This is a genomic window from Curtobacterium sp. MCBD17_008 (genome assembly GCF_003234475.1).
Taxonomy (GTDB): domain Bacteria; phylum Actinomycetota; class Actinomycetes; order Actinomycetales; family Microbacteriaceae; genus Curtobacterium.
The window spans coordinates 89,356-114,262 of record NZ_QKTK01000012.1; the positions used below are offsets into that span (position 1 = coordinate 89,356).

The window sequence follows — 24,907 nt, forward strand, 5'->3', positions numbered from 1 at the left end:
CCGATGTGGACCGTGCACCCGCTTCTCTAGCCTTGGTGAAGCCGCCGGGATTCGGACCCGACCCGAACGGGTCCGAACCCGGCGACGCATTCCACGCTACGCGAAACCGGGCGCGGTGTGTCAACGGCAGCGGCGAGTCGTGCTGCATCCCGCAACTTCTTCTGCGATCTGCCCAGACCGTTCCGTCCTGCTCAGACCGTTCCGTGCGCGGGTCGGTGTTCAGACGAGTTCGACGAGTTCCGACCGTGCCCGGATGTCCCACTTCGCGAACACGCGCGACATGTGTGCGTCCACCGTCCGGACCGACAACCCGAGTCGGTCCGCGATCCGCCGGTTCGAGTACCCCTGGGCGGCGAGCTCGGCCACCTCGTACTCGCGCTTCGTGAGCGGCTGCTTCGTCCGGCCCGCGGTGACGGCCATGCCGCACGCGGCCAGGTCGGCCTGGGCGCTGGCGATCCACGCGCGGTCACCCGACCGCAGGGCGTCGGCGTACCCGGTGATCGCCGCGGCCAGGGGCCCGTCGACGCGGGTGGCCGCGTCCTGCATCCGCGCGAGGGACGCGGCGGTGTCCCGACCGGCCATCGCGTCCATCGCGTAGTGCAGGGTCTGCGCGTAGAGCACGTGGGTCCACGCACCCGCCGCCGTCCCGCGCGCGATGATCTCGTCGGCCCGCCGGAGCCCGGACGGGTTCCCGAGCAGCGCCTCGGTCCACGCGATCGTCGTCTCGATCTGGTCGCCGAGGATCCGGATGGCACGGAGCGGTGTGGTCCGCGCCCGCTCCACGGACTCGGCTGCTGCGTCCGGCATGTCGGCGTACGCCTGGGACATGGCCAGACGGGACCACGCGTAGGCCGAGAAGCCGCCGGGGTCGATGACCTCGTACCGCTCGCACGCGGCGGTGAAGGCCGTCACGGCGTCGGACCACCGTCGCTCCCCGAGTGCGCGGTTTCCGATGCCGAAGAGCTCGAGGGTGAAGTCGTACTTGAGGAACGGGTCGGCCCGGATGAGCGGGACCTGCGTCACCATCTCGGCGATGTCCCCGCGCCACACCTGGACCTGGTGCAGCACCGACACGACCTCCCCGACGGTCCACGGCGAGTCCTCGAGGTGGACCGTGGCGGTCGCCAGGCAGGCGTGGGCCAGTCGCATCGCGTCGTCCAGCCGCCCACCGGTGCCGAGGGCCATCACGGCGCACGCGGCGATGGGCAGGAAGGACCGCGGGATCGCCGGGGCGTGCAGGACCCCGGAGCGCTCGATCTCCTGTCGGATCTCGGCGAATTCGCCGCCCCACCCGAGGTGCGAGAGCCGCAGGACGCGCAGCTGCTCGCGCGCGGCCGGGCCGACGTGCGCGACGGCGATCTCGGTCAGCGTCACGGCGGACGCGGCGTCGTCGTCGTGGAACTGCCGGAGGTTGGCGAGTGTCTCGCACGCCTCGACGACCGCGACGTCGTCGACGTCGGCGCCGGACGTGGCGAGGCCCCAGGCGGCTTCGGCGTCGACCCGGCCGGCCTCGCGTCCGCTGCTGTACCCGTGGGCGAGCGAGCGCAGGCAGTGGGTGCGGACCCGCTCCGTCGGCGTGAGGACCGCCCCGAGCATGGCGGACGTGAGGGCGATCGTGCTCTCGTGCTCCTGGAGGCCGTTCGCGATCCGCGCTGCGTCGAGCAACTGGTCGACGGGCGGCAGGACACCGCACTCGAGCGCCCACAGGATCGCGCGGAGACGTGCCGCCGGCGGTGCGCCCTCCTGCCGGTCGGTGCGGAAGGCGTTGGCCCGCGCGAACAGGGCGGTCCGTCGGGCGACGGGCACCAGGGCCCGGACGACGTCGCCGACGAGGGGGTGGGACGACCGTGCGACCGGGCTGCCGGTGCCCGTGGAGTCCATCCGCACGAACCCGAGGCCGACCGCCCGGTCCAGGTCGCTCCCGTCCACCAGGGCGAGCAGGCGGGACACCGGGATCGGCTCGGCGAGCGCGACGATCTCCACGACGTCGCGCAGGTCGCCGGGGAGCGCGGCGAGTTCGGTCCGGTACATGTCGGCCAGGCTGTGGGACGCGGTGACCCGCCCGCGCCAGTACCAGCTCAGCGCGGTGTGCTCGAGCGCGCCGGAGGCGAGACCGGCACGCACCACCTCGCGCAGGTACAGCGGGTTGCCCTGGGTCGCCCGGTGCACCTGTTCCACCGAGGCGGGTTCCAGCGGGGCACCGAGCGCGCGTTCCAGGAGCGAGGACGTCTCGTCCACGTCGAGCGGCACGAGGTCGATCCGCTCGAGGAGGTCGTCCTGCCAGAGCGCCCGCAGCGGTTCGGCCAGCGCCGTGAAGTCGCGGCAGGTGAGGACGAGCCGCGCGCCGTGGTCGCGCACGAGCCACGCGACGTAGCGGGCGGACAGCGCGTCGAGCAGGTCCGCGTCGTCGACCCGCAGCACGAGCTCCCGACCCTCCGCCCGGGCCGCGCGGCGCAGGAGTTCCTCGGCCGGGACGGGTTCCGTCAGGTCGTCGCCGAGCACGTCGCCGAACCGGTCCGAGACCGCACCGAACGGCATCGAGGAACCGGCGGCGACCGCGGTGATCGGCACGACCAGGGGTGCCGGGTCCGGCGCTCGTCGGACCACGCGGTCGGTGACGCGGGCGGCGACGGTGGTCTTCCCGAGTCCGGGCGCACCGACGAGCGCGACGCTCCACCGGTGATCGGCGACGACCGCGACGGCCCGGTCTTCCTCTCGGCGGCGGAGCACCGGCCATGACAACCGGGCGGGAGCCCGCGTCGGACGGCGGTCACCCGGGTCGGCTTCGTCGACCATCGCGCACCTCCCGTCTCGACACCCCGCGGTACCGGACCATCATCTCGCGTCCAGTGGATGAACTGCCGCGCGAGCCTCCTCCCAAGGTGGGGGACAATGGGACGGTGAGCGACACCGATCGACCCGACCAGCGTCCGGTCCCGGCACCCGACGTGGTCACCTCCCCGGACCAGGTCACCATCCGACGCGCCCCACGCTTCAGCGTCTTCATCCTCGGCGGCGCCGTGCTCGGCTTCCTCGTGACGGTCGTCGTCGTCGCGCTCACCATGAGCCTCGACCGCGGCGACCAGCAGGAGACGACGGGCTTCGCCGGGCTCGTCGGGTACTTCGGCCTCTACGGCGTCTCGATCGGCATGCTCGTCGGTGCGCTCGTCGCGGTCGTCCTCGACCGGGTGTCGTCCCGCCGAGCGGCGAGCCTGACCGCCGAGCGGGTCACGGTCGACCCGGTCCCGGAGACGGTCGACGGCGAGCTCGAGGACCACGACGGCCCCGCCACCGGCCCGGCGTCCCCGACCGACGCGACGGCCGAGCCCACTGCGGACGACCAGGGGCACCCCGAGCGCTGAGGCTGCGGTCGCGACCACACACGGACTGGAGGCCCGTCACCAGCTGGTGACGGGCCTCCAGTCCGTGGTCCCGACGCTCCGGACCGACGTCAGCTGAGCTGGTTCGCCTCGACCCAGGCGAGGTACTCCGGCGACACCGTGCCGGTGACGTACTCGCCAGTGAAGCAGCTCATCTCGAGGTCCGGGACGTCGGACCCCTCGATGATCGCGTCGCGCATGTCGCCGATCTCCTGGTAGATCAGGTGGTCGCTGCCGAGCACCGTGTTGATCTCGGGGATCTTGCGGTCGTGCGCGATCAGTTCGGCACGGGTCGGCATGTTGATGCCGTAGACGTGCGGGTAGCGGACCGGCGGCGCGGCGCTGGTGAACGTGACCTCGTTCGCGCCGGCGGCACGGGCCATCTCGACGATCTCGCGGCTCGTCGTGCCCCGCACGATCGAGTCGTCGACGATGAGGATGTTCTTGCCCTTGAACTCGGACGACATCGCGTTGAGCTTCTGTCGGACGCTGCGCTTGCGCTCCGCCTGGCCCGGCATGATGAAGGTCCGGCCGACGTAGCGGTTCTTGTAGAAGCCCTCGCGGTACTCGATGCCGAGCTTCTGCGCGACCTGCATCGCTGCCGGTCGGGACGAGTCCGGGATCGGCATGACGACGTCGATGTCACCGGTCGGCGCGTACTGCTCGATGGTGTCGGCCAGGCGGTTGCCGAGACGGAGACGGGCGTCGTAGACCGAGATGCCGTTCATCACGGAGTCCGGACGGGCCAGGTAGACGTACTCGAAGGCGCACGGGACGAGCCGCGGATCCTTCGCGCACTGTCGGGCGTGCATCGTGCCGTCCATCTCGATGAAGACGGCCTCGCCGGGAGCGACGTCACGGACGATGTCGTAGCCGCCGGACTCGAGCACGAGGGACTCGCTCGCGACGACCCACTCGCTCTTCCCCGCGTCGTCGAACTTGTGCCCGAGGATGAGCGGACGGATGCCGAACGGGTCACGGAACGCGAGCAGGCCGTGCCCGGCGATCGTCGCGATCGTGGCGTACGAGCCCTCGACCCGCTCGTGCACGCGCTCGACGGCGTCGAACACCTGCCCCGGGTCCAGGTGCTTGCCGCGGACCTGGCCCTGCAGCTCGTGCGCGAGGACGTTCACGAGCAGCTCGGTGTCCGAGGTCGTGTTGAGGTGCCGGCGGTCGATGTCGAACAGCTCCCGCGTGAGTTCACGCGTGTTCGTCAGGTTGCCGTTGTGGACCAGGACGATGCCGTAGGGCGCGTTCACGTAGAACGGCTGGGCCTCTTCCTCGTTCGTCGCGGCGCCACGGGTGGCGTACCGGACGTGGCCGAGACCCATGGTCCCGAGGAGCGCCCGCATGTCACGGGTGCGGAAGGCCTCGCGCACGTGACCACGGGTCTTGTGCATGTGGTGCACGTGCCCGTCGACGGTGGCGATGCCCGTCGAGTCCTGTCCCCGGTGTTGCAGGAGGAGCAGTGCGTCGTAGATGGATTGGTTTGCAGGCCCCTGCGCAACGAGGCCGACGATGCCGCACATTCGCGGGGTGCTCCAGACCGTAGGATCGGGTGGTACCGAACAAGTCTGCCATGCCCAGCGGAGGACGACGTATGCCCAACCCCTACGCCGAGGCCGGTGTCGACACCGCCGCCGGTGACCTGGCCGTCGAGCTCATGAAGTCCGCCGTCTCGGCGACGCACAACGCGTCCGTCCTGGGCGGCGTCGGTGGCTTCGCCGGGCTCTACGACGTCTCGTTCCTCAAGGACTTCGAGCGTCCCCTGCTCGCGACCTCGACCGACGGCGTGGGGACGAAGGTCGCGATCGCGCAGGCCATCGACAAGCACGACACCATCGGGCAGGACCTGGTCGGCATGGTCGTCGACGACATCGTCGTGGTCGGCGCGAAGCCGCTCTTCATGACGGACTACATCGCCTGCGGCCGGGTCGTGCCGAACCGGATCGCCGACATCGTCGCCGGGATCGCCCGCGGCTGTGCGGCCACGGGCACCGCGCTCGTCGGTGGCGAGACCGCAGAACACCCCGGCCTGCTCGGTCCGGACGACTACGACGTCGCCGGTGCCGCGGTCGGCGCGGTCGAGGCCGGCTCGCAGCTCGGCGCGCACCTCGTGCAGGACGGCGACGCGGTCATCGCGATCGAGTCCTCCGGCCTGCACTCGAACGGGTACTCGCTCGTCCGGCACGTCCTCGGCCAGCGCGGCATCGGCTACACGGACACGCTGCCGGAGCTCGGCGGCCTGGTGGGGGAGGCCCTGCTCGAGCCGACCCGCCTGTACACGACCCCGCTGCTGGACCTGATCGAGCAGCACCCCGGTGCCGTGCACTCGCTCTCGCACGTGACGGGCGGTGGCATCGCGGCGAACCTGGCGCGCGTGCTGCCCGTCGGGTCCTGGGTCGAGGTCGAGCGGTCCACCTGGCAGCCGCTGCCGGTGTTCCGCGTGCTCGCCGACCTGGCCGGCACCCCGATCGAGGACACCGAGGGCACCTGGAACCTCGGCATCGGCATGTTCGCCGTCGTGTCCGGTGCCGCGGCGGACGAGGTCATCGCGACCCTCGGGGCAGCCGGACTGCCCGCGTGGACGGTCGGCTCGGTGTCGACCGGTGCGCGCGACCTGACCGGGTTCGAGCAGGGCGCCAAGGGCGTCGACGGCGGGGCCGTGCGCCTCGTGGGGTCCTACGCGGGCTGAGGCGCCCCGCCCGGTACCGCCCCGCGGCAGCCCGCTCCCCGAGGTTCCAGAATCACGGAACCTCGGCGCGCGAGATCCCGCGTTCGCGGAACCGGGACGTCCCGCGCACGGCGAGTTGCGGAACCTCCTCGGTGCCGCGCGTCGTCGAGGTCGCCCCGGTCGCACGACTCACCGCGCGCGGCGTCGTCGAGGTCGCACGACCCGCCATGCGCGCTCCGTCGAGGTCGCAGAAGCGGCCGCCACCGGCGCGCGGCGGCGGCAGATCGTGCAACCTCGGCGGATGCCCGGAGGCGGCAGATCGCGCAACCTCGGCGGAGGCCCGGCGGCGGCAGATCGTGCAACCTCGGCGGATGCCCGCGCGGCGGCAGATCGTGCAACCTCGGCGGAGGCGAGGCCGGCACGGCGTGCCGCAGCGGAGGCCCGACGACGCATCAGCCCGGGCACGACGAGACGCCGCGCCCCGGAGGAGCGCGGCGTCGTCAGACCGGGAGGTCAGGCGGACTTGTTCGTGTCCGTCTGGTTCTCCAGGTCACCATCGTCACCGAACTCGTCGGCCCAGCGGTCGACGTAGTCGGGCTCGTCCGACTGTTGTGCGACGGAGAGTTCGCGTTCGAGAGCACCGTAGTTCGTGTCCGGGCTGAAGTACTTCAGCTCCCGGGCGACCTTGGTGTGCTTCGCCTTCTGACGGCCGCGCCCCATGCGTGACCCCCTCTGTGTCGGCTCGTGTCCGGTCTCGGCGGGCGACGAGTGTGCACCCGGGAAGAACAGACGGTTCGTGGTTTGAAATCTGTCGGCCACTTTACCATGTACCCCGTTGCCGACTTCGCCCGGCGCGTCCCGAGCACAGCAGAATCGAGGGTGATGCGCACCGCCGACCAACACGCCCGTGTCGTCGTGATCGGCGCGGGCCAGGCGGGCCTCTCCGTCGCCTGGCACCTCCAGCGCGCCGGACTGACCGCCGGCCGCGACCTGGTCGTCCTCGACCGTGCTCCGGGAACGGGAGGCGCGTGGCAGTTCCGCTGGGAGGCCCTCCGGCTCGGCCTCGCGCACCGAGTCCACGACCTGCCGGGCATGCACGAGATGGGGTTGCACTTCGACGACGCGGACCGCTCACGTCCGGCCCGTGACGTCGTCGCGGAGTACTACCGGCGGTTCGAGGAGCACCACGACCTCCGGGTGCGTCGCCCCGTCGCCGTCACGGCGGTCCGCCGCGAGGTCGAGTCCGGTCCGGCTGGCAGTACGCCCGCGCTGGTGGTCGAGACCCGCGACGACGACGGGACCACCGGGGTGATCCGCGCGGAGGTGGTCGTCAACGCCTCCGGTACGTGGGGCACACCGTTCGTGCCGTGGGTGCCGGGTCGCGACGTGTTCCGGGGCCGTCAGCTCGACACGACGGGGTACCGCGACGCGTCGGAGTTCGCGGGGCAGGACATCGTGGTCGTCGGTGGTGGCACGAGCGCCATCGGCTTCCTGCTCGAGCTCGACGGCGTCGCCCGGACCACGCGGTGGTTCACCCGTCGCCCGGTGGTCTGGTCCGACGACCCGGATCTCGCGCTCGGCGCCGCCGTGGCGGCCGTCGAGGACCAGGACCGGGCAGCGAAGGCGGGACGGACGCTGCCGAGCATCGTCAGCGGGACGGGCCTCCCGGTCTCACCGCGGATCCGACGCGGCCTGGCGCGTGGGCTGTTGCAGCCCGAGCCGATGTTCGTCCGGCTCGACGCGGACGGCGTCGAGACCGCGACCGGTGAGCACGTGCACGCCGACGCCGTCATCTGGGCGACCGGGTTCCGCGCGGACCTCCGGCACCTCGCGCCGCTGCACCTGCGGACCGAGGCCGGTGGGGTCGTCGTGGAGGACGGGCGTGCCGGAGCCGAACCGCGCCTCTTCCTCGCCGGGTACGGCCCGCAGGCGTCGACCATCGGTGCGAACCGCGCCGGTCGTCGGATCGCCCGCCAGGTCCTGGCGGTGCTGGCTGCGGACGACGGGGAGCGGTCACCCGCTCGGGCGTGACCGACAGCGGTGGACCGCACCGCTGGCATCGGGCGCCTCGCGGCTCCGTCCGGCAGTCCCGGTCGACCCTGACCGCGACGGGGACGGCGATCGCGACGGAGATGCCGGACGGCGGCCCGCTGGGATGCGGACCGCCGTACAGCAACGCCTGCGGTTCAGTTGGTGCCGCGGCCGGTCTTCTGCTGCAGGCGGTCGATGTTCTCCGAGGCCTCGGCCTTGTTGAGGTCGGCGGGGAGCTCCTCGCCGGCTTCGCGCGCGAGGGTGTCGAGGTAGCTGCGCTGCGGGCCGGTCATCGGCTCGTCACCGGTCACCCACTGCTCGGGGTCCTTGCTCGCGGTGGTCGACGGGTCCGGGCGCTCGCCGCCGAGGGTCTCCGGCTGGTTCTGGTCTGCATCACTCATGAGCGTGACCGTACGCCGCACCCCCGACGTCCCGCGCAGCACGGCGTCCCCCGATGACCGGCGAACGGACAGGCGACGCCGGACCGGCACCATTCCCGCGTCAGACCGGCGCCGGTCCGGCACCAGTCCGGCGTCAGTTCGGCGCCAGTCCGGCGTCAGATCGGCGTCGCCGTGTACCGCACCAGGTCCCCGCCGACGTCGCTCGCCGCGATCGGGACGACCCGGCCGCCCCGCTCGATCCAGAGCGTGTTCGCCTGTTCGTCGAGCCGGTCCACCGGGTGCAGGGCCCCGTCCAGCAGCACCGAGGCGCTCACGCGGACCCGTCCGGACGCGGGTCGCGGCGGCAGCCCCGGCACGTCGTCGGCGTACTCCGGGTACTCGCCGGGGGCCAGGAGCGGCGCCACGGGCGTCGTCACGACCTCCACGCCGGCAGCACCGGTCGACGTGCGGTGCGCCGGTGCTGTCCCGCCCAGGTCGTCGCCGTCGCGCCCCGCGACGGTCACGACCACGAGCCGCACGGCCTGGTCCATCGGCAGCGGGACGTCGACCTTCGGGGCCTCCGCCGTCCCGGCCAGTGCGCGGAACGCGGGTCGCCCGTCGGGGCCGAGGTGGGCCTCCTGGCCGTCGATGCGGACCCGGCCGCGCCCTCGCGAGTCGGCGTAGACCCCGGGCTCCAGCCCGGAACGGCGGGCGTCCAGGAGGCTCACCACCACCCGGTCTGGCCGGTACCAGTCCCGGAGCGTGGCCGGGTCCACCCAGCCGATGCTCGCGACGCCGCGCGTCAGTTCGGCGGAGTCGTCGGCGGCGCGCTCGTCGAGCGCGCCGAGCGGGTGCTCGCCGCGCACCGCGACGAGCCCGTCGTAGCGGCCGTCCGGCGAGACCGGCGGGCGGTGGTCGAGCACCTCGACGCGCTTCGAGACCTTGCCGCCGTGTCCGTCGAAGGTCGCGAAGGTACGGAGGTCCTCGGGCACGGTGGTCATGGGGTCACATGGTACGACCGGACACCGTCACGCGGGGTCATCGCCCGACCGTGCTCGGCTCAGGCGCGGTCGTCCGGCGCGTGCGGGACCGGCGGGGCGGTCGGGACGAGGGATCGGATCTCACCCGTGCAGGTCGCGGGGTCGACGCCCTCCGCGGGGCCGGCCGGTCGCGTCGCTCGGCGCGAGGGGGAGCCGGCGTTCGCGAGCTTCTGCGGTTCCAGGCTGTTGCGCTGGGCAGAGCGGATGAGCCGGTCCTCCTCGGCCTCCGAGCGGAAGACGCCGTGCGGCGACCGGCGGAGGGCGGGGCGGACGGGCTCGCCGCGGCGGTCCTGCCCGGGGAAGGGGCGGGAGCGCTTGCCGTAGAGCAGCTCCGACGAGTCGAGCAGCCACGGGACGAGCGCGACCGTGACGCCGTGCATGAGCAACAGCTTCTTGCGGATGCGTCGGCCGCGGTGGTTGTGCAGCAGCCCCTCCCACCAGTGGCCGACGATGAACACCGGGGTGTACACCGTGACGACCTCGGACCCGTGCTCGAGTCGGTGCGCCTTGATGTACTTGATGAGCGGCATCGAGATGTCGCGGTACGGGCTCGGCACCATCGTCAGCGGGACCTCGATGCCGTGCTCGGCCCACTGCTCCCGGAGGCGCGCGGCCTCGGCGTCGTCGATGGCGACGTGCACCGCCTCGAGGTCGGCGTGCTTCGCGGCGATGGCGTAGTCGAGCGCCTTCAGCACCGGCTTCTGCAGCTTGTTCACGAGGACGATGGCGTGGTCGCCCGTGGCGCCGAACTCGGTCTCCGCGTCGGCCGCGATCTCGTGCGATACGTCGCGGTAGTAGCGGTTCACGCCGAGCATGAGCACGAACAGCACCGGCATGATCACGAAGACGAGCCAGGCGCCGTGCGTGAACTTCGTGATGGTGACGATGACGAGCACCACGAACGTGAAGGTGGCGCCGATCGAGTTGATCGTGAGGCTGCGGATGACCTGCCCGCGGTGCACCGGCTCCCCGGCGGTGCCGGCACGGTCGGCGCGGAGCAGGCTCACCCAGTGCTTGACCATCCCGCTCTGCCCGAGCGTGAACGAGACGAACACGCCGATGATGTACAGCTGGATCAGGCTCGTGACGTTCGCCCGGTAGACGATGAGCAGTGCGGCCGCGACGAGCGCGAGCACGATGACGCCGTTCGAGTAGATGAGCCGGTCACCGCGGGTGGACAGCGCCTTCGGGGCGTAGGAGTCGCGCGCCAGGATCGAGCCGAGCAGCGGGAACCCGTTGAACGCCGTGTTCGCGGCGAGGAGCAGCACCGCCGCCGTGGTCGCCTGGATGACGAAGAACAGGACCGAGTTGTTGCCGAACGTGGCTGCGGCGATCTGGGCGATGAGGGAGCGCTGCGGTGTCGCCGCGCAGTCCGCGAAGCCCTGCAGGTCGCACGCGTTCTCGGCGTAGTGCACGCGGGAGACGAGGGCGAGCGTGATGAGGCCGACGAACAGCACGATCGCGATGCCGCCCATGAGCACGAGGGTCTGCTGCGCGTTCTTGATCTTCGGGCGGCGGAAGGCCGGGATGCCGTTCGCGATCGCCTCGACACCGGTGAGCGCCGAACAGCCGGACGCGAAGGCCCGGAGGAGCAGGAGGATGAAGGCCGCCTGCGTGGTGTGCTCGATGTTCTCGACGGTGTAGCCGGCGGACTCGGCCACGGGCGCGTCCCCGGCGACGATGCGGACGAGGCCGGTCACGACCATCAGGAAGACGCTCGCCACGAACAGGTAGGTCGGGACGGCGAAGGCCTTGCTCGACTCGCGGACGCCGCGGAGGTTCGCGGCCGCCAGCAACACGACGAACAGGAGCGCCAGCTCCACGCGGAACGGGTTGAGCATCGGCAGCGCCGAGATGATGTTGTCGACGCCGGAGGCCACCGACACGGCGACCGTCATCACGTAGTCGACGAGGAGGGCGCTCGCGACGACGAGCCCGGCCTTCTCGCCGAGGTTCCGGTGCGCGACCTCGTAGTCGCCGCCCCCGGACGGGTACGCCTTGATGAGCTGCCGGTAGGACGCGACGACGACCACGAGCAGCAGCACGACGAGCGCGGCCACCCAGGGGGCGAACGTCAGGAACGCCATCCCGCCGAGCAGCAGGATCATGAGCAGTTCCTGCGGTGCGTACGCCACGGAGGAGAGCGGGTCGCTGGCGAAGATGGGGAGCGCCAGGTGCTTCGGCAGGAGCTGCCCCTCGAGTTTCTCGGAGGGGAGCGGGTCGCCGATCAGTCGGGCTTTCAACGACCGGGTCTCGTTGGTCACGAGCGACGAACTTACTCGTTGGCGGGGCGAACGCAACACCGGAGGCCGGAACCGTATTCCCCCACGACCGGACGGGACGCGGAGAACCCCTCCGATCCGCGGATCGCCGCGGATCGGAGGGGTTCTCCCGTCCTTCTCTGAAGGAACGGACAGGTTCGACGGTCGGTACTCCGGTGACGGCCGGGAGGCCCGGACCGCGTCCGCCCCGCCGGGCCGGTCGTCCTGGTGTCCGGTCGCGTCAGAACGACCGGCGCAGGGCCTCCAGGCCGTCACGGAGGCGCTGGACCGCAGCGTCGTCGAGCGTGCCGCGGGCTGCGCGGCGACGCAGGTCGGCACGGAGCTGCTGCCGGAACACGGCGACCGCCATCTCGGCGTCGCGGAGGGTCCGGCCGCCGGACCCCGCGACCGGTGCCGGCTCGGCGCCGGCGGCACCCGGGGTCCCCGTCGGGCCGCTGTGCTGCGCGGCGGCGAGGTCGGCACGGAGCGACTCCATCGCGGCGCCGACCGACGCGCGGACGCCGTCGGCGAGCGACTTCACGCTGTCCGCGACACCGTTCTCGAGCTGGGCGACCTCGTCGGCTCGTGCGTCGAGCTCGGCGCGACCGGCCTCGGTGATCGCGTAGACGGTCTTCCGGCCGTCGGAGGTCTTCGTGACCAGGCCGTCCTCCTCGAGCTTGGCGAGCCGCGGGTACACGGTGCCGGCACTCGGGACGTAGGTGCCGCCGAAGCGGTCGCCGAGCGCGGTGATGACCTCGTAGCCGTGCATCGGGTGGTCGGCGAGCAGGACGAGCAGGTACAGGCGCAGGTGTCCGTGCGCGAAGACGGGGCTCATGCGACACCGCCCTGCTCGTCGGCGGTCGGGGTGGTGTCGGCGGCCGGGACGGGTGCCGGGCCGTGCACGATCGCGACGTCGCCGGAGACGGAGTTCACCCGGATGTCGACGTACGAGCCGGAGAGCTCCCCGTCGGTCCGGGTGTACGTGCCGCGGGTGCCGCGGAGCTCGGCGTCGTCGAACTGCAGGCGGCCGGTGGCGGTGGTGATGGTGCTCGTGTAGGCCGTGCCGTGCTCGAGTCGGACGTCGACCGGGCCGGAGACGGTGTTCACCTTCACGCTGTCCGGGGTGCCGTGCAGGTCGAGCACCACGGCGGACGAGACGGCGTCGGCCGAGAACCGACGGATCTCGCCGGTGGCGACGACGTCGCCCGAGACAGTCCGGAGCGTGACGGTGCCGACCTGGTCGCGGATCGTGGTCGTGCCCGAGACCGCGTGGACCTGGACGTCACCGATGACCGCGTCGACGACGACGTCCCCGGAGACGCTGTTGAGCACCGCGCCGCGCTCGGTGCCGGAGAGCAGGACGCCGGCGGAGACGACCCCGAGCGTGACCGTGACGTCCCGTGGCACGAGGATGCTGACGTCCGCGCGGGCGCCGCCGCCGCGGAAGGACTTGAGGAAGCCGAGCGGGTCGTCCCAGCGCATCTGGGGGTGGTCGACCGTCAGGGTGTCGCCCTCGATCTCCACCTTGATGGGCTTGCCGGAGACCTGGTGGATCTCCACGCGCGCGGTCGGCTCGTCGTGCGTGACGACGTCCACCTGCCCGCCGACCAGGCCCACCCGCAGTGCGCGGACGATCCCGGTGTCGATGACCTTCGGCTCGTCGACGAGCCATTTCTCCTGTGCCATGACTGCTCCTCGGTGTCGGACGGAACGCGATGTATCGCGTCTTTCGCAACACGATACATCGCGTCCTGTGCGGACGCCAGGGTCAGATCGAGACGTCGGGCAGACGGTCAGCGACCAGCGGGGCGGGAGCGGGCCTGGCCTCCCGGCCGGGGCTCCACGGGAACCGGCGGAACAGCGACATGAGCGGCTGCACCAGCGGACCGATCGCGAACGCGGCGACCACCGTGCCGACGCCGACGTCCCCGCCGAGCAGCCAGCCGACGACGACGACCGTGACCTCCACGACCGTGCGCGCCACCCACACCGGCCAGCCGAACCGTTCGTGCAGCCCGACCATCAGGCCGTCCCGTGCGCCGGTGCCGAAGCCCGCGCCGATGTAGCACGCCGTCGCGACCGCGAGCAGGGCGATGCTCCCGACGAACAGCAGGACGCGACCGACCAGGCCGGCCGGTTCGGGGACCAGCCAGAGGACCAGGTCGGCTGCCGGACCGATCGCGAGGGCGTTGAGCAGCGTGCCGATCCCCGGTCGTTGCCGGAGCGGGATCCAGAACAGCAGGATCACCAGGCTGGACACGACCGTGATGACGCCGAACGACCACGGCAGGACGTTCTCCAGGCCCTGCGTGAGGACGGTCCACGACGAGACGCCGACGACCGCGCGGACCTGCAGTGCGACCGAGGCGCCGTAGAGGAACAGGCCGACGAGGAGTTGGACGAGACGGAGGGACACGGCGGAGGAGCGGGACACGGTTCGAGCTTGGAACAGATTGGCCTGCTGGTCGAGAGCCAATCGTCCTACTGTGGACCCGTGACCCCCGTCCTCCTCAGTGCCCGCTCCGCCGCCGTACTCCTGACGCACTGGCGTGCCGGCTCCGACGCCCCGGCGTACGAGGCGCTCGCCGACGCCGTGCGGGTCCTCGTCATCGACGGGCGGATCCCGCACGGCGCTCGCCTGCCCGCCGAACGCGGGCTCGCGGCCGCACTCGGCGTCTCCCGCACCACCGTCGCGAACGCGTACGCACGACTCCGCGTCGACGGCTTCCTGACGTCCCTCCGCGGGTCGGGCAGCGTCGTCCGCCTGCCGCTCGAGGGGCGCCCGGACCCCGAGGAGCTCGGCGGCGTCGTACCCGCGGACGTGCTCGACCTGCGGAAGGCCGCCCTGCGGAGCGCCCCGGTCGTGGCCGAGGCCGTCGAACGCGCGATGCGGCACCTGCCGGCGGCGCTCGCCGGGATCGGGTTCGACACCGTCGGGGACCCGGGCCTCCGCGCGGCGATCGCGGAGCGGTACACGGCCCGGGGGCTGCCGACCTCGTCCTCCGAGGTGATCGTCACCGTCGGCGCCCAACACGCGATCGCCCTGCTGGCACGGGTGCTCGTCGGGCGCGGTGACCCGGTGCTCGTCGAGTCGCCGACCTACCCGCACGCGCACGAGGCCCTCCGCGCTGCCGGTGGTCGGCTGGTGTCGGTCCCCGTCGACCCACGCGGCGGGTGGGACGAGGGCGTGCTCGACGCGACCCTGCGCCGCTCGGCGCCGACGATGGCCTACGTCATGCCCGAGCTGCACAACCCGACGGGCGCGACCATGCCGACGTCCACGCGGAGCGTCCTGCTCGAGGCCGCCGCGGCCGTCGGCACCGTCGTCGTGGCCGACGAGACGATGGGGGAGCTCCGCATCGACGGCCCGTCCGCGCCCCCGCTGGCCGCCGGGGCGCCGGGCGAGGTCGTGATGGTCGGTTCGGCGGACAAGGTGTTCTGGGGCGGGCTGCGGATCGGCTGGATCCGGGCTGCTCCGGAGCTCCTGCACCGCCTGCTCCTCGCGCGGCCGACGGGCGACCTCGGGACGCCGACGCTGGACCAACTCGTCGCGCGTGAACTGGTCCCGCAGACGGCGGCCGTCCTGGAGGCCCGGCGTCCGGCCCTGCGCGCGGGTCGCGACGGCCTCGTCGCCGCGTTGCGGGAACGGCTGCCGGAGTGGGACGTCCCGTCGCCGGCCGGCGGGTTGACCACGTGGGTGGGGCTCGGGCGTCCGGTGTCGACCGCGCTGGTCCTCGCGGCGCGGTCCGAGGGGGTCGTGCTCGCGTCCGGGGGCGTGTTCGGGCCGGACGGCGGGTTCGAGCGGTCGCTCCGCGTGCCGTTCACCCTGACCGCGGAGGAACGGGAGCGCGTGGTCGACGCCCTCGCGCGGTCCTGGGCACGGGTGGGCGGGGCGACCGTGGGCGCGCGGGGGTCGTCGGCGGCGGTGGTCTGAGGACGCACGCGTCTGTGGTCCGTGGTCTGTGGTCTGTGGTCTGTGGTCTGTGGTCTGTGGTCTGTGGTCTGCGGTGCGCGGTCGGCCGCGTCCGTGGTGCGCGGACGTCCGCGTCCGTGGTCCGCGGTCGGCCGCGTCACTCCTGCGGAGGATGCCCATGCCCCTCCCGGGTGATGTGACGAGCGGACGGGCACGCCAGCATCGAGACCATGAACAGCACCCTGTCCTCTCCCGGTGTCGCCCGCGCCGCGTCGCCGACCGCTCCCGGGCACCCGAGCGGCAGTGCCGTGCCGCCGGTCGCCCGACTCACCATGGCGGTGACCGGGGCCGTGCTCGCCGGCGTCGCGACGAGCTTCGGGCAGGCGGTGCCCGGGCTGGCGTCCATCTCCAACGCGGCCGGGCCGTGGTTCGTCGTCGCCGTGCTGCTCGTGCTCGCCGCCGGGGTCGCTCGGGGGAGTGTCCGACCGCGGCTGCGGACCGCGCTCGCGATGGCGCTCGGCGTCGTGCTGCTCGAGCTCATGCACATCGGCTACTGGGCGACGACGAACCTCCGCGGCTACCCGGACTCGCTGTCGATCACCAACTTCTGGGTCGTGATGGCACTGCCCGCCGGGCTGCTCGCCGGTGCCGTCGCCGTCGCGCTCCGGTCTCCGGACGGCCGCTGGCGGGGTGCCGCCGCCGGTGTGACCGCTGCGGTCCTCATCGGCGAGGGCGCCCGCGCCCTGCTGCAGGTCGCCGCGACCACGGGGACCGCCACGTGGGTCGTCCAGATCGTGGTCGGGGTCGGCGTCCTCGTCGCCGGCATCGCCCTGGCCCGGTCGCCGATCGGCCGTGCGGTCGCGCTCGGGGTCGGCGTCGTCGGCTCGGTCGGCGTGCTCGCCGTGTACTCCCTGCTCGGCGCCGCCTGACCGGGAGGTCCCCGCCACACGTCCGGGTACCTGCACGTTCATCCCCAGGATGCACTTCGGCTGGGTGGATGCAGGACCGGGCTGCGAGGATCAGGGCGTGCACCTCCTCTCCGTCTTCAGTCTCCGGAACCGCGCCCTCATCGCCCTCGTGACGATCGTGGTGGCCGTATTCGGTGGCGTCGCCCTGTCGAGTCTCAAGCAGGAACTCATCCCGAGCGTCGAGTTCCCGCAGGTCGCCATCGTCAGCGCCTACCCGGGGGCCACGCCGGAGGTCGTGTCGAACGACGTCTCGACGAAGATCGAGCAGGCGATCCAGGTCGTGCCCGACCTCGAGTCGACGAGTGCGACGTCGTCCACCGGGCAGAGCGTCGTCTCCGCCTCGTTCGACTACGGCTCGAACCTGGCCAGCGCCGAGGACAAGATCCAGACCGCGGTCAACGCCCTCTCGCTCCCCGACTCCGTACAGACGCAGATCGTCACCGGGTCCTTCGACGACCTGCCGGTGCTGCAGGTCGCGGTCTCGTCGTCCGGCAACCAGGAGGAGCTGGTCGACCGGCTGCAGGCGACCGCGATCCCCGACCTCGAGAAGCTCGACGGGGTCCGGCAGGCCGACGTGTTCGGCAACCCCGGGCGTCGCGTCGTCATCACACCGGACGAGGACGAGCTCGCGGCCCGGGGGCTCAGCCAGACGGCGATCTCGGACGCCCTCGACGACAACGGCACGCTGATCCCGGGTGGCACGATCACCGAGGACGGATCGACCCTCTCGGTGCAGACCGGTGAGCGGATCGCGTCGCTCGAGGACATCCGCGCGTTGCCCCTCACCAACTCGTCCGGCTCGGGCGGATCGGACGCGGCGGACACCACGTCGACCGGCGCACCCGGCGCCGGTGCACCCGCCGCCGGTGGGCCCGCTGCCGGTGCGACGACCCCGGGTGGGACGACGACCGGTGGCGCGACCGACGCCGCACCCACCGACGCGGCCGCGACCCCTGCCGCGACCCCGACCGACACCACCCTCGGCGACGTCGCCGAGGTCGCGATCAAGGAGTCGCCGCGGACGTCGATCAGCCGCGTCGACGGCGAGCAGGCCCTGACGATCTCGATCACGAAGACGCAGGAGGCCAACACCGTCGACGTGTCGACCGTCGTCGGCGACGCGCTGCCCGGCATCGAGGCCAAGATCGAGGGCGACCCGCGCTTCACCGTCGTCTTCGACCAGGCGCCCTACATCCAGCAGTCGATCGACTCCCTGGCCGAGGAGGGACTGCTCGGCCTGGCCTTCGCGGTCGTCGTCATCCTGGTGTTCCTGCTCTCGGTGCGGTCCACTCTCGTGACGGCGGTCTCGATCCCGACGTCGGTGCTGCTCGCGGCGATCGGCATGCAGGCAGCGGGCTACTCGCTCAACATCATCACGCTGGCCGCGCTCACCATCGCGATCGGCCGTGTGGTGGACGACTCCATCGTCGTCATCGAGAACATCAAGCGGCACATGCGCCCCGGCGTCGACCGAGCGCAGGCCGTGCTCGACGCCGTCCGCGAGGTCGCCGGCGCCGTCACCGCGTCGACGCTCACGACCGTCGCGGTGTTCCTCCCCGTGGCCTTCGTCGCGGAACTCGTCGGGGAGCTCTTCCGGCCGTTCGCGGTGACCGTCACCCTGGCGCTCGTGGCCTCGCTGCTCGTGTCGCTCACGATCGTCCCGGTGCTCGCGTACTGGTGGCTGCGCCCGAAGAAGGCGAAGCAGGCCACAGTGGAGCAGGCCACAGTGGAGCAGGCCACAGTGGAGCAGGCCACAGCGGAGCGGGCCACAGCTGAGCGGGACGAGCAGACCGCGCACGCCGTGGGGCGCGCGGACGAGCCCGCCGTCCGTCCGACGTCCGAGGCCGCGCTCGCGTCCGCCGCGGACCTGCACGACGCCGGCACCTCGGACCGTCTCCGTCGCGTGTACCTCCCGGTGCTCCGCTGGGCCGTCCGGGCACCGGTCGTCGTGGTCCTGCTCGCCGTCGTCGTCCTGGGTGGCACGGTCGCCGCGCTGCCGTTGGTCACCACGAACTACCTCGGGGACTCCGGGCAGAACACCTTCACCGTGACCCAGGACCTGAAGGCCGGTTCGAGCCTCGACGTCCAGTCCGACTCCGCACGACAGGTGGAGCGGGAACTGCAGGACGTCCCCGGCGTCGAGACCGTCCAGACCACCATCGGCACGAGCGGGCAGTCCATCCAGGCCGCGTTCGGCGGCGGCGGATCGGCTTCCGTGCAGTACGCGGTCACCACCGACGCGGAAGCCGACCAGCCGACGATCCAGGCCGACGCCCGGAAGCGGCTCGACGCCATCGACGGCGTGGGCGAGATCACCATCGCCTCGTCCGGTGGTGGGTTCGGCGGCAGCAGCGACATCGAGGTGGACGTCACCGCCCCGACGCAGGCGCAGCTCGAGACCGCCTCACGCAAGGTCCTCGCGACCATGCGTTCGGTCGAGGGCACCACCGGCGCGACGAGCAACCTGTCCGCGGCTGAGCCCTTCCTCGCCGTCCGGGTGGACCGGGCGAAGGCCGCCGACCTCGGACTCACCGAGACCCAGGTCGGTGGACTCGTGGCCGCCGCGGTGTCGCCGCGTGACACCGGCAGCATCGAGATCGACGACGCCACGCTCGACGTGTACATCGCGAACCCGGACCCGCCGACGACCGTCGCGGCACTGCGCTCACTCGACGTGCCGACGAGCACCGGCACCGTGCCGCTGACGGACGTCGCGACGGTCGAGCAGTCCGAGGGGCCCACGACGGTCACGACGACGAACGCCGCCCGGACCGCCACGATCACCGTCACACCGGACGCGACGAACCTCGGGGCGGCCGTGCAGTCCGTCACGAAGGCGGTCGACGAACTCGACCTGCCGCGCGGTGCGAGCGCCTCCATCGGCGGTGTCGCCGCGAGCCAGTCGTCGGCGTTCTCGCAGCTCGGCCTCGCCGTCGTGGTCGCCGTGCTGATCGTCTACGTGATCATGGTCGCCACGTTCCGGAGCCTGCTCCAGCCGCTCATGCTCCTGGTCTCGGTGCCGTTCGCCGCGACCGGTGCGATCCTGCTGCAGGTCATCTCGGGCGTCCCGATCGGTGTCGCGTCGCTCATCGGGCTGCTCATGCTCGTCGGCATCGTCGTGACGAACGCGATCGTCCTCATCGACCTGGTGAACCAGTACCGGCGACGAGGCCTGCCAGTCCGAGAGGCCCTGCTCGAGGGCGCGACCCGACGCCTCCGACCGATCCTGATGACCGCGCTGGCGACGATCTTCGCGCTGCTGCCGATGGCGATCGGGCTCACCGGCAAGTCGGGGTTCATCTCCCAGCCGCTGGCCCTCGTCGTGATCGGTGGTCTGGTGTCATCGACGCTGCTGACGCTCGTCGTGCTGCCGGCGTTGTACGCCCTGGTCGAGGGTGCTCGTGAGCGTCGGGCGCAGCGGAAGGCGGCTCGCGCCGAGGCGTGATCAGCGGGGCGCGTCGCCGCTCATGCGGCGGCGTGCCCCTGCGTGCATCGGGTCGTGCGACCGTGCGGCCGACGGCACGCAGACGGTGTCAGCGGCCGTCGGAGTCCTGGTCGAGCTCGCGGAACCAGGACACCAGCACGCACGTCACGGTGACGAGGAACACGACCGCCGCGACCGGTGTGACCACGGTTGCCTGCCCGACGGCGGCGCCGTACCAACCGGACGCCACCGTGACGAAGAAGGAGAGCCCCAGCAGGAGTTCCGCGGCCGTGCGGACCGACGTCCAGCTGCCGGTGCGGGCACGCACGGCGGGGGCGGCCGGGGCGGAGATCGAGGGGTGCGTCACCCGCCAAGCCTGACAATCCGTCGACATCATCGACAGTCCCGCTCCGGGTGCCACCCGTGCGGGGCACGTCACCCCGGAGCACGTCACCCCGGGGAACGGTCAGCGGGGCCGGACGGCGTCAGCGTCGGCGTCGGCGTCAGCGTCAGCGTCAGCCCAGGTTGTCGCGCAGGAACGCCGTGACCCGGCGGCTCATCGCCCGGTCGAGCTGCGCGATCGAGTGCGCCGACCCCTGTACGGCGACGAACGTCACCGGGACGCCGTGGTCGCGCAGGGTCGTCGCGAAGCGCTGCGACTCCCACAGCGGGATGAACTCGTCGGTGGAGTGCCCGATGAAGAACGGCGCGGTCTCCTGCGTCACCTGGTACATCGGCGACGCTCGTCCGGCCGCCGGGCACGACCGGTACGACTCGCACCCGAGGTACAGCAACTGCTTCCGCTGGAACGAGGCAGCGACCCCCTCAGCACCGGTGGACCGGACCGTGAGGTCGGTCGGCCCGCTCAGGTCGACGACCGCCCGGATGCGGAAGCCGTCGGCGTGGGCGCTCGACTCGTGGTCCTCGACGGCCAGGAGCGCTGCGAGGTTGCCACCGGCGCTGCCGCCGAACACCCCGACCCGGTCAGGGTCGACGTCGTACGTCTGCAGGGTGGACGGCCGGAAGACGAAGTCGAGCGCGCGGCGGACGTCGTCGAGCCCGGCCGGGAACGGGTCGGTCGGCGCGAGGCGGTAGTCGACGTTGAACGTCACGAACCCCTCGGACGCCAGGAACTGACAGACCGACCGGTACGCCGCCGTGGCCTTGTCGCCGTGGGACCAGCTGCCGCCGTGGATCATCATCACGGCAGGGCGGGAACCGACCTCGACGCGGTCCGGCTCCTCGGCGGCCCGGGCGGTCGGCGTCGGGGTGGGCGTCGAGGTGCTCTCGGGCGGACTGTCGGCCGGCAGGCACACGTCGAGCTGCTGCAGGGGGTCCTGCCCGTACGGCACGTCCGGCACGACGTCGATGCCGTGGTACTCCAGCGACAGCGGGTAGATGACGGGGTCGGCGGTGACGGTGCTGTTCCCGTCCCCGGTCCCGTCGACGGTGCACGACGCCGCTGCGCCGACGACCGCGGCCGCGGCGACGAGCGCGAGCAGGGTACGGCGGCCGGACTTCATCGCCAGCCACGGTACATGGGCAGGTGGGGGTGCCAGGATGAACGCGAGATCCACAGGAGGACCCGTGAGCCGTCAGAAGTCCTGGAACGCCGACCCCGAGCCGCTCCTCCGCGTCGGCCCCGGGTTCCGGCTCGACACGGTCGACCCGGACGCGACACCGGGGTTCCCCGGCCGCAAGATCGACGGGCTCGAAGCGCTCGCCGCGGGTGCCTCCCGGTTGGCGGCCCTGCAGGAACGGCTCTGGGCCGCGGCGACGGCGGGGGACCAGCGCCGCGTGCTGCTCGTCCTGCAGGCGATGGACACCGCGGGCAAGGGCGGCATCGTCTCGCACGTGGTCGGCGCGGTCGACCCCAACGGCGTGCGCTACGCGGGTTTCAAGGCCCCCACCGCTGAGGAGCGCGAGCACGACTTCCTCTGGCGCGTCGAACGGCAGTTGCCGGACGCGGGACAGCTCGGCGTCTTCGACCGCTCCCACTACGAGGACGTGCTGGTCCAGCGTGTCCGGCAGTTCGCCGGACCGGACGAGATCGAACGGCGCTACGGCGCGATCGTCGACTTCGAGCGCCGGCTCACCGAGCAGGGCACGACGGTCGTCAAGGTGATGCTGCACATCTCGAAGGACGAGCAGCGCGAACGACTCGGCGACCGCCTCGACCGGCCGGACAAGCACTGGAAGTTCAACCCGGGCGACATCGACGACCGCCTGCTCTGGGACGACTACCAGGACGCGTACCAGGTGGTCTTCGACCGCACCTCGACACCGGAGGCTCCCTGGTACGTCGTGCCGGCGAACCGCAAGTGGTACGCCCGTCTCGCCGTCCAGCAGCTCCTGCTGCGCGCCCTCGAGGACATGCACCTCTCGTGGCCCGCGGCGGACTTCGACGTGGCCGAGCAGCGCCAGCGGCTCGCCGAGTCCTGACCCGACCGCCGGGAGGTCCGTCCCGCCTCCGGCTCCGATCCCACCGGTCGACGGGGCTGGTCTGACGGGGCCGGGTCGCGTATGCTTGATCGGTCGGCCTTCGACACCGCGGCCGCGAGCCGCGGACGTGTTTGGGTGTTGTGTAGTTCGAGGGCTGGAATCGCGTCGATCGACGTTGCGATGAACCCCCTCTCCACGAGCCGCCCCCGCCGATGTCGCTGCCGGGCTGCGTGGTACGTCTGCACCCCGGAAAGAACACATGGCCCCGTACGACAAGGGCGCGAACTCCCGCGCCGACCGCACCGACCGCACGCGTCACCCGAACGGCACCCCTGCCGCTCGCAGCGCCAAGCACCGCGGCTTCCGCGCCGCCGAGCCGACGGCTCCCCGCCAGAAGCAGCGCTGGGACGCCGACGAGCGTCGTTCCCGTCCGTCCTCGGGCGAGCGCCCGAACTGGGAGCCGCGCGACAGCCGCGGCAGCCGCCCTGCGTGGGAGCCGCGCGGTGCGGGCCGCCCCGCGCGCGGTTCGGACCGCGACGAGCGTGCGCCGCGGCGGTTCGACCGTGATGATCGCGCCCCGCGTCGTGACAGCGACGAGCGTGCGCCGCGTCGCTTCGACCGTGACGACCGCGCCCCGCGTAGCTTCAACCGTGACGACCGCGCCCCGCGTAGCTTCAACCGTGACGATCGCGCCCCGCGTCGTGGCAGCGACGAGCGTGCGCCGCGCAGCTTCAACCGTGACGACCGTGCGCCGCGTCGTGACAGCGACGAGCGTGCTCCGCGTCGTTTCGACCGTGACGAGCGTGCTCCGCGTCGCTTCGACCGTGACGACCGCGCGCCGCGTCGTGACGCCGATGACGGCGGCCCCCGTCGCTTCGATCGCGATGACCGCGCGCCGCGCAGCTTCGACCGTGATGACCGTGCGCCGCGTCGTGACAGCGACGAGCGTGCGCCGCGTCGTTTCGACCGTGACGACCGTGCTCCGCGTCGCTTCGACCGTGACGACCGCGCGCCGCGATCGTTCGACCGCAGCGATCGCGCCCCGCGTCGTGACAGCGATGAGCGTGCGCCCCGTCGCTTCGACCGTGACGACCGCGACCGCGCCCCGCGTCGTGACGACGCTCCGCGCGGCCACTTCGTCCCGGCCGACGACGTCAAGCTCGAGAAGCTCCAGGCCGAGTCGATCGTGGCCGCGGACGTCGAGGGCGTGACCTTCGGCGACCTCGGCATCGGCGGCAACATCTCCCGCGCGCTGGCCGAGCTCGGTGCGAGCAGCCCGTTCCCGATCCAGGCGGCGACGATCCCCGACGTCCTGGCCGGCAAGGACGTCCTCGGCCGAGGCCGCACCGGGTCGGGCAAGACGATCGCGTTCGGTGCGCCGCTGGTCGAGAAGCTCATGGAGCACGGCGGCGGCACGAAGCGCAAGATGGGCCGCGCCCCCCGTGCGCTCATCCTCGCCCCGACGCGCGAGCTCGCCCTGCAGATCGACCGCACGGTGCAGCCGATCGCCCGGTCGGTCGGCCTGTTCACGACGCAGATCTACGGCGGTGTGCCCTACGGCCGCCAGGAGGGTGCCCTCCAGCGTGGCGTCGACATCATCGTCGGCACCCCGGGCCGTGTCCAGGACCTCATGAAGAAGGGGACGCTCGACCTCAGCGAGGTCATCATCTCCGTCCTCGACGAGGCGGACCACATGTGCGACCTCGGGTTCCTCGAGCCCGTCCAGGAGATCCTCTCCGCGACGGCCGAGGTCACCCCACAGGGCAACCGCGCGCAGAAGCTCCTGTTCAGCGCGACGCTCGACACCCAGGTGGCGGCGCTCGTGGAGGAGTTCCTGCACGAGCCGAGCGTGCACGAGGTCGCGGGTGAGGACCAGGCGTCCTCGACCATCGACCACCGCGTGCTCGTGGTCGAGCAGCGCGACAAGGACCGCGTCCTCGAGGAGCTCGTCGCCGGCGAGGGCAAGACCATCGTCTTCGCCCGGACCCGCGCCTACGCCGAGCGTCTCGCCGACCAGTTCGAGGACGCCGGCATCCGCGCAACGTCGCTGCACGGCGACCTCAACCAATCGCGACGCACCCGCAACCTGCAGCTGCTCACCAGTGGCCGCGTGAACGTGCTCGTCGCCACCGACGTGGCGGCCCGCGGCATCCACGTCGACGACATCTCGCTCGTCGTGCAGGCCGACGCGCCGGACGACTACAAGGCGTACATGCACCGGTCCGGCCGTACGGGCCGTGCCGGCAAGGAGGGCACCGTCGTCACGATCGTCCCGCGCGGCCGTCGCCGCAAGATCGAAGGCATCCTCGAGCACGCGGAGATCGAGGCGGACCTCGTCGAGAGCGGCCCCGGCGACCGCATCATCGCGGAGCTCGCCGCGCGCTGACCCGACCA

General features: G+C 72.2%; 19 protein-coding genes. 8 read left to right on the plus strand and 11 right to left on the minus strand.

The genetic code is table 11. The features are described 5' to 3' along the window. Positions 1–219: 219 nt before the first annotated feature. A complete protein-coding gene (locus tag DEI95_RS12150) occupies positions 220–2,796 on the minus strand; it encodes a LuxR C-terminal-related transcriptional regulator (RefSeq protein ID WP_111060387.1) in 2,577 nt (858 codons plus the stop codon). 104 nt (positions 2,797–2,900) lie between these two features. Between DEI95_RS12150 and DEI95_RS12155 the strand changes: the two genes are divergently transcribed. After that, on the plus strand, positions 2,901–3,362 hold the full coding sequence (locus DEI95_RS12155) for a hypothetical protein (RefSeq protein WP_111060388.1): 462 nt from the start codon (positions 2,901–2,903) through the stop codon (positions 3,360–3,362). Positions 3,363–3,451: 89 nt separating this feature from the next. Here DEI95_RS12155 and purF read toward each other — a convergent pair whose 3' ends face one another. Continuing rightward, a complete protein-coding gene (gene purF / locus DEI95_RS12160; protein ID WP_110823510.1) occupies positions 3,452–4,909 on the minus strand; it encodes an amidophosphoribosyltransferase in 1,458 nt (485 codons plus the stop codon). A 71-nt stretch (positions 4,910–4,980) separates the two neighbouring features. On the opposite strand from purF, the gene purM reads away from it, so the two are divergent. After that, complete coding sequence (gene purM, locus DEI95_RS12165; protein ID WP_111060389.1) at positions 4,981–6,075, plus strand: phosphoribosylformylglycinamidine cyclo-ligase; 1,095 nt, start codon at positions 4,981–4,983, stop codon at positions 6,073–6,075. A 492-nt stretch (positions 6,076–6,567) separates the two neighbouring features. Here purM and DEI95_RS12170 read toward each other — a convergent pair whose 3' ends face one another. Beyond that, positions 6,568–6,774, minus strand: coding sequence for a DUF3073 domain-containing protein (locus tag DEI95_RS12170; protein WP_110823512.1), 207 nt, complete (start codon positions 6,772–6,774; stop codon positions 6,568–6,570). A gap of 162 nt (positions 6,775–6,936) precedes the next feature. Here DEI95_RS12170 and DEI95_RS12175 point away from each other — a divergent pair, with 162 nt between their 5' ends. After that, the gene (locus DEI95_RS12175; RefSeq protein ID WP_111060390.1) at positions 6,937–8,085 is read left to right on the plus strand and encodes an NAD(P)-binding domain-containing protein; all 1,149 of its coding nucleotides are present in this window, start codon (positions 6,937–6,939) and stop codon (positions 8,083–8,085) included. A 155-nt stretch (positions 8,086–8,240) separates the two neighbouring features. Here DEI95_RS12175 and DEI95_RS12180 read toward each other — a convergent pair whose 3' ends face one another. The 6 genes from DEI95_RS12180 to DEI95_RS12205 form a co-directional block, all read right to left on the minus strand. Beyond that, complete coding sequence (locus DEI95_RS12180) at positions 8,241–8,486, minus strand: DUF3072 domain-containing protein (RefSeq protein ID WP_110823514.1); 246 nt, start codon at positions 8,484–8,486, stop codon at positions 8,241–8,243. Between the two features lie 155 nt (positions 8,487–8,641). Continuing rightward, positions 8,642–9,466, minus strand: coding sequence for a hypothetical protein (locus tag DEI95_RS12185; protein ID WP_111060391.1), 825 nt, complete (start codon positions 9,464–9,466; stop codon positions 8,642–8,644). Positions 9,467–9,525: 59 nt separating this feature from the next. Beyond that, the gene (locus DEI95_RS12190; RefSeq protein ID WP_258367592.1) at positions 9,526–11,769 is read right to left on the minus strand and encodes an APC family permease; all 2,244 of its coding nucleotides are present in this window, start codon (positions 11,767–11,769) and stop codon (positions 9,526–9,528) included. 238 nt (positions 11,770–12,007) lie between these two features. Further along, positions 12,008–12,601 carry a PadR family transcriptional regulator gene (locus DEI95_RS12195; RefSeq protein WP_111060392.1) on the minus strand — a complete coding sequence of 198 codons (594 nt, stop codon included), beginning with the start codon at positions 12,599–12,601 and terminating at the stop codon, positions 12,008–12,010. Continuing rightward, the gene (locus DEI95_RS12200; RefSeq protein WP_110823517.1) at positions 12,598–13,452 is read right to left on the minus strand and encodes a DUF4097 family beta strand repeat-containing protein; all 855 of its coding nucleotides are present in this window, start codon (positions 13,450–13,452) and stop codon (positions 12,598–12,600) included. Before DEI95_RS12200 ends, DEI95_RS12195 begins: the two co-directional genes overlap by 4 nt. An 82-nt stretch (positions 13,453–13,534) precedes the next feature. Next, entirely contained in the window at positions 13,535–14,200 is a 666-nt protein-coding gene (locus tag DEI95_RS12205; RefSeq protein WP_111060393.1) for a YitT family protein, read from the minus strand. Positions 14,201–14,260: 60 nt separating this feature from the next. On the opposite strand from DEI95_RS12205, the gene DEI95_RS12210 reads away from it, so the two are divergent. The 3 genes from DEI95_RS12210 (at position 14,261) to DEI95_RS12220 (ending at position 20,092) form a co-directional block, all read left to right on the plus strand. Beyond that, positions 14,261–15,700, plus strand: a complete 1,440-nt coding sequence (locus DEI95_RS12210) for a PLP-dependent aminotransferase family protein (protein WP_111060394.1) — start codon at positions 14,261–14,263, stop codon at positions 15,698–15,700. A 209-nt stretch (positions 15,701–15,909) separates the two neighbouring features. Beyond that, the gene (locus tag DEI95_RS12215) at positions 15,910–16,608 is read left to right on the plus strand and encodes a DUF6518 family protein (RefSeq protein ID WP_110823519.1); all 699 of its coding nucleotides are present in this window, start codon (positions 15,910–15,912) and stop codon (positions 16,606–16,608) included. 97 nt (positions 16,609–16,705) lie between these two features. After that, the gene (locus DEI95_RS12220) at positions 16,706–20,092 is read left to right on the plus strand and encodes an efflux RND transporter permease subunit (protein ID WP_111060395.1); all 3,387 of its coding nucleotides are present in this window, start codon (positions 16,706–16,708) and stop codon (positions 20,090–20,092) included. 88 nt (positions 20,093–20,180) lie between these two features. Here the strand turns inward: DEI95_RS12220 and DEI95_RS12225 are convergent, their stop codons facing one another. Both DEI95_RS12225 and DEI95_RS12230 read right to left on the minus strand, forming a co-directional pair. Beyond that, positions 20,181–20,438 carry a hypothetical protein gene (locus tag DEI95_RS12225; protein WP_111060396.1) on the minus strand — a complete coding sequence of 86 codons (258 nt, stop codon included), beginning with the start codon at positions 20,436–20,438 and terminating at the stop codon, positions 20,181–20,183. Positions 20,439–20,586: 148 nt separating this feature from the next. Continuing rightward, positions 20,587–21,594 (minus strand): alpha/beta hydrolase, encoded by a 1,008-nt coding sequence (locus tag DEI95_RS12230; protein WP_110911392.1) that lies wholly within the window; start codon positions 21,592–21,594, stop codon positions 20,587–20,589. A 64-nt stretch (positions 21,595–21,658) separates the two neighbouring features. Here DEI95_RS12230 and DEI95_RS12235 point away from each other — a divergent pair, with 64 nt between their 5' ends. Together DEI95_RS12235 and DEI95_RS12240 are read left to right on the plus strand one after the other, a co-directional pair. Continuing rightward, on the plus strand, positions 21,659–22,513 hold the full coding sequence (locus DEI95_RS12235; protein ID WP_258367593.1) for a polyphosphate kinase 2 family protein: 855 nt from the start codon (positions 21,659–21,661) through the stop codon (positions 22,511–22,513). A gap of 259 nt (positions 22,514–22,772) precedes the next feature. Further along, the gene (locus DEI95_RS12240) at positions 22,773–24,899 is read left to right on the plus strand and encodes a DEAD/DEAH box helicase (protein ID WP_111060398.1); all 2,127 of its coding nucleotides are present in this window, start codon (positions 22,773–22,775) and stop codon (positions 24,897–24,899) included. The last annotated feature ends 8 nt before the right edge of the window (positions 24,900–24,907 follow it).

Coding starts and splice junctions, on each gene's coding strand:
- DEI95_RS12200 (WP_110823517.1), bottom strand. CDS start 13,452: ATGGCACAGGAGAAATGGCTCGTCGACGAGCCGAAGGTCATCGACACC.
- purF (WP_110823510.1), bottom strand. CDS start 4,909: ATGTGCGGCATCGTCGGCCTCGTTGCGCAGGGGCCTGCAAACCAATCC.
- DEI95_RS12185 (WP_111060391.1), bottom strand. CDS start 9,466: ATGACCACCGTGCCCGAGGACCTCCGTACCTTCGCGACCTTCGACGGA.
- DEI95_RS12150 (WP_111060387.1), bottom strand. CDS start 2,796: ATGGTCGACGAAGCCGACCCGGGTGACCGCCGTCCGACGCGGGCTCCC.
- purM (WP_111060389.1), top strand. CDS start 4,981: ATGCCCAACCCCTACGCCGAGGCCGGTGTCGACACCGCCGCCGGTGAC.
- DEI95_RS12215 (WP_110823519.1), top strand. CDS start 15,910: ATGAACAGCACCCTGTCCTCTCCCGGTGTCGCCCGCGCCGCGTCGCCG.
- DEI95_RS12170 (WP_110823512.1), bottom strand. CDS start 6,774: ATGGGGCGCGGCCGTCAGAAGGCGAAGCACACCAAGGTCGCCCGGGAG.
- DEI95_RS12180 (WP_110823514.1), bottom strand. CDS start 8,486: ATGAGTGATGCAGACCAGAACCAGCCGGAGACCCTCGGCGGCGAGCGC.
- DEI95_RS12195 (WP_111060392.1), bottom strand. CDS start 12,601: ATGAGCCCCGTCTTCGCGCACGGACACCTGCGCCTGTACCTGCTCGTC.
- DEI95_RS12175 (WP_111060390.1), top strand. CDS start 6,937: ATGCGCACCGCCGACCAACACGCCCGTGTCGTCGTGATCGGCGCGGGC.
- DEI95_RS12230 (WP_110911392.1), bottom strand. CDS start 21,594: ATGAAGTCCGGCCGCCGTACCCTGCTCGCGCTCGTCGCCGCGGCCGCG.
- DEI95_RS12240 (WP_111060398.1), top strand. CDS start 22,773: ATGGCCCCGTACGACAAGGGCGCGAACTCCCGCGCCGACCGCACCGAC.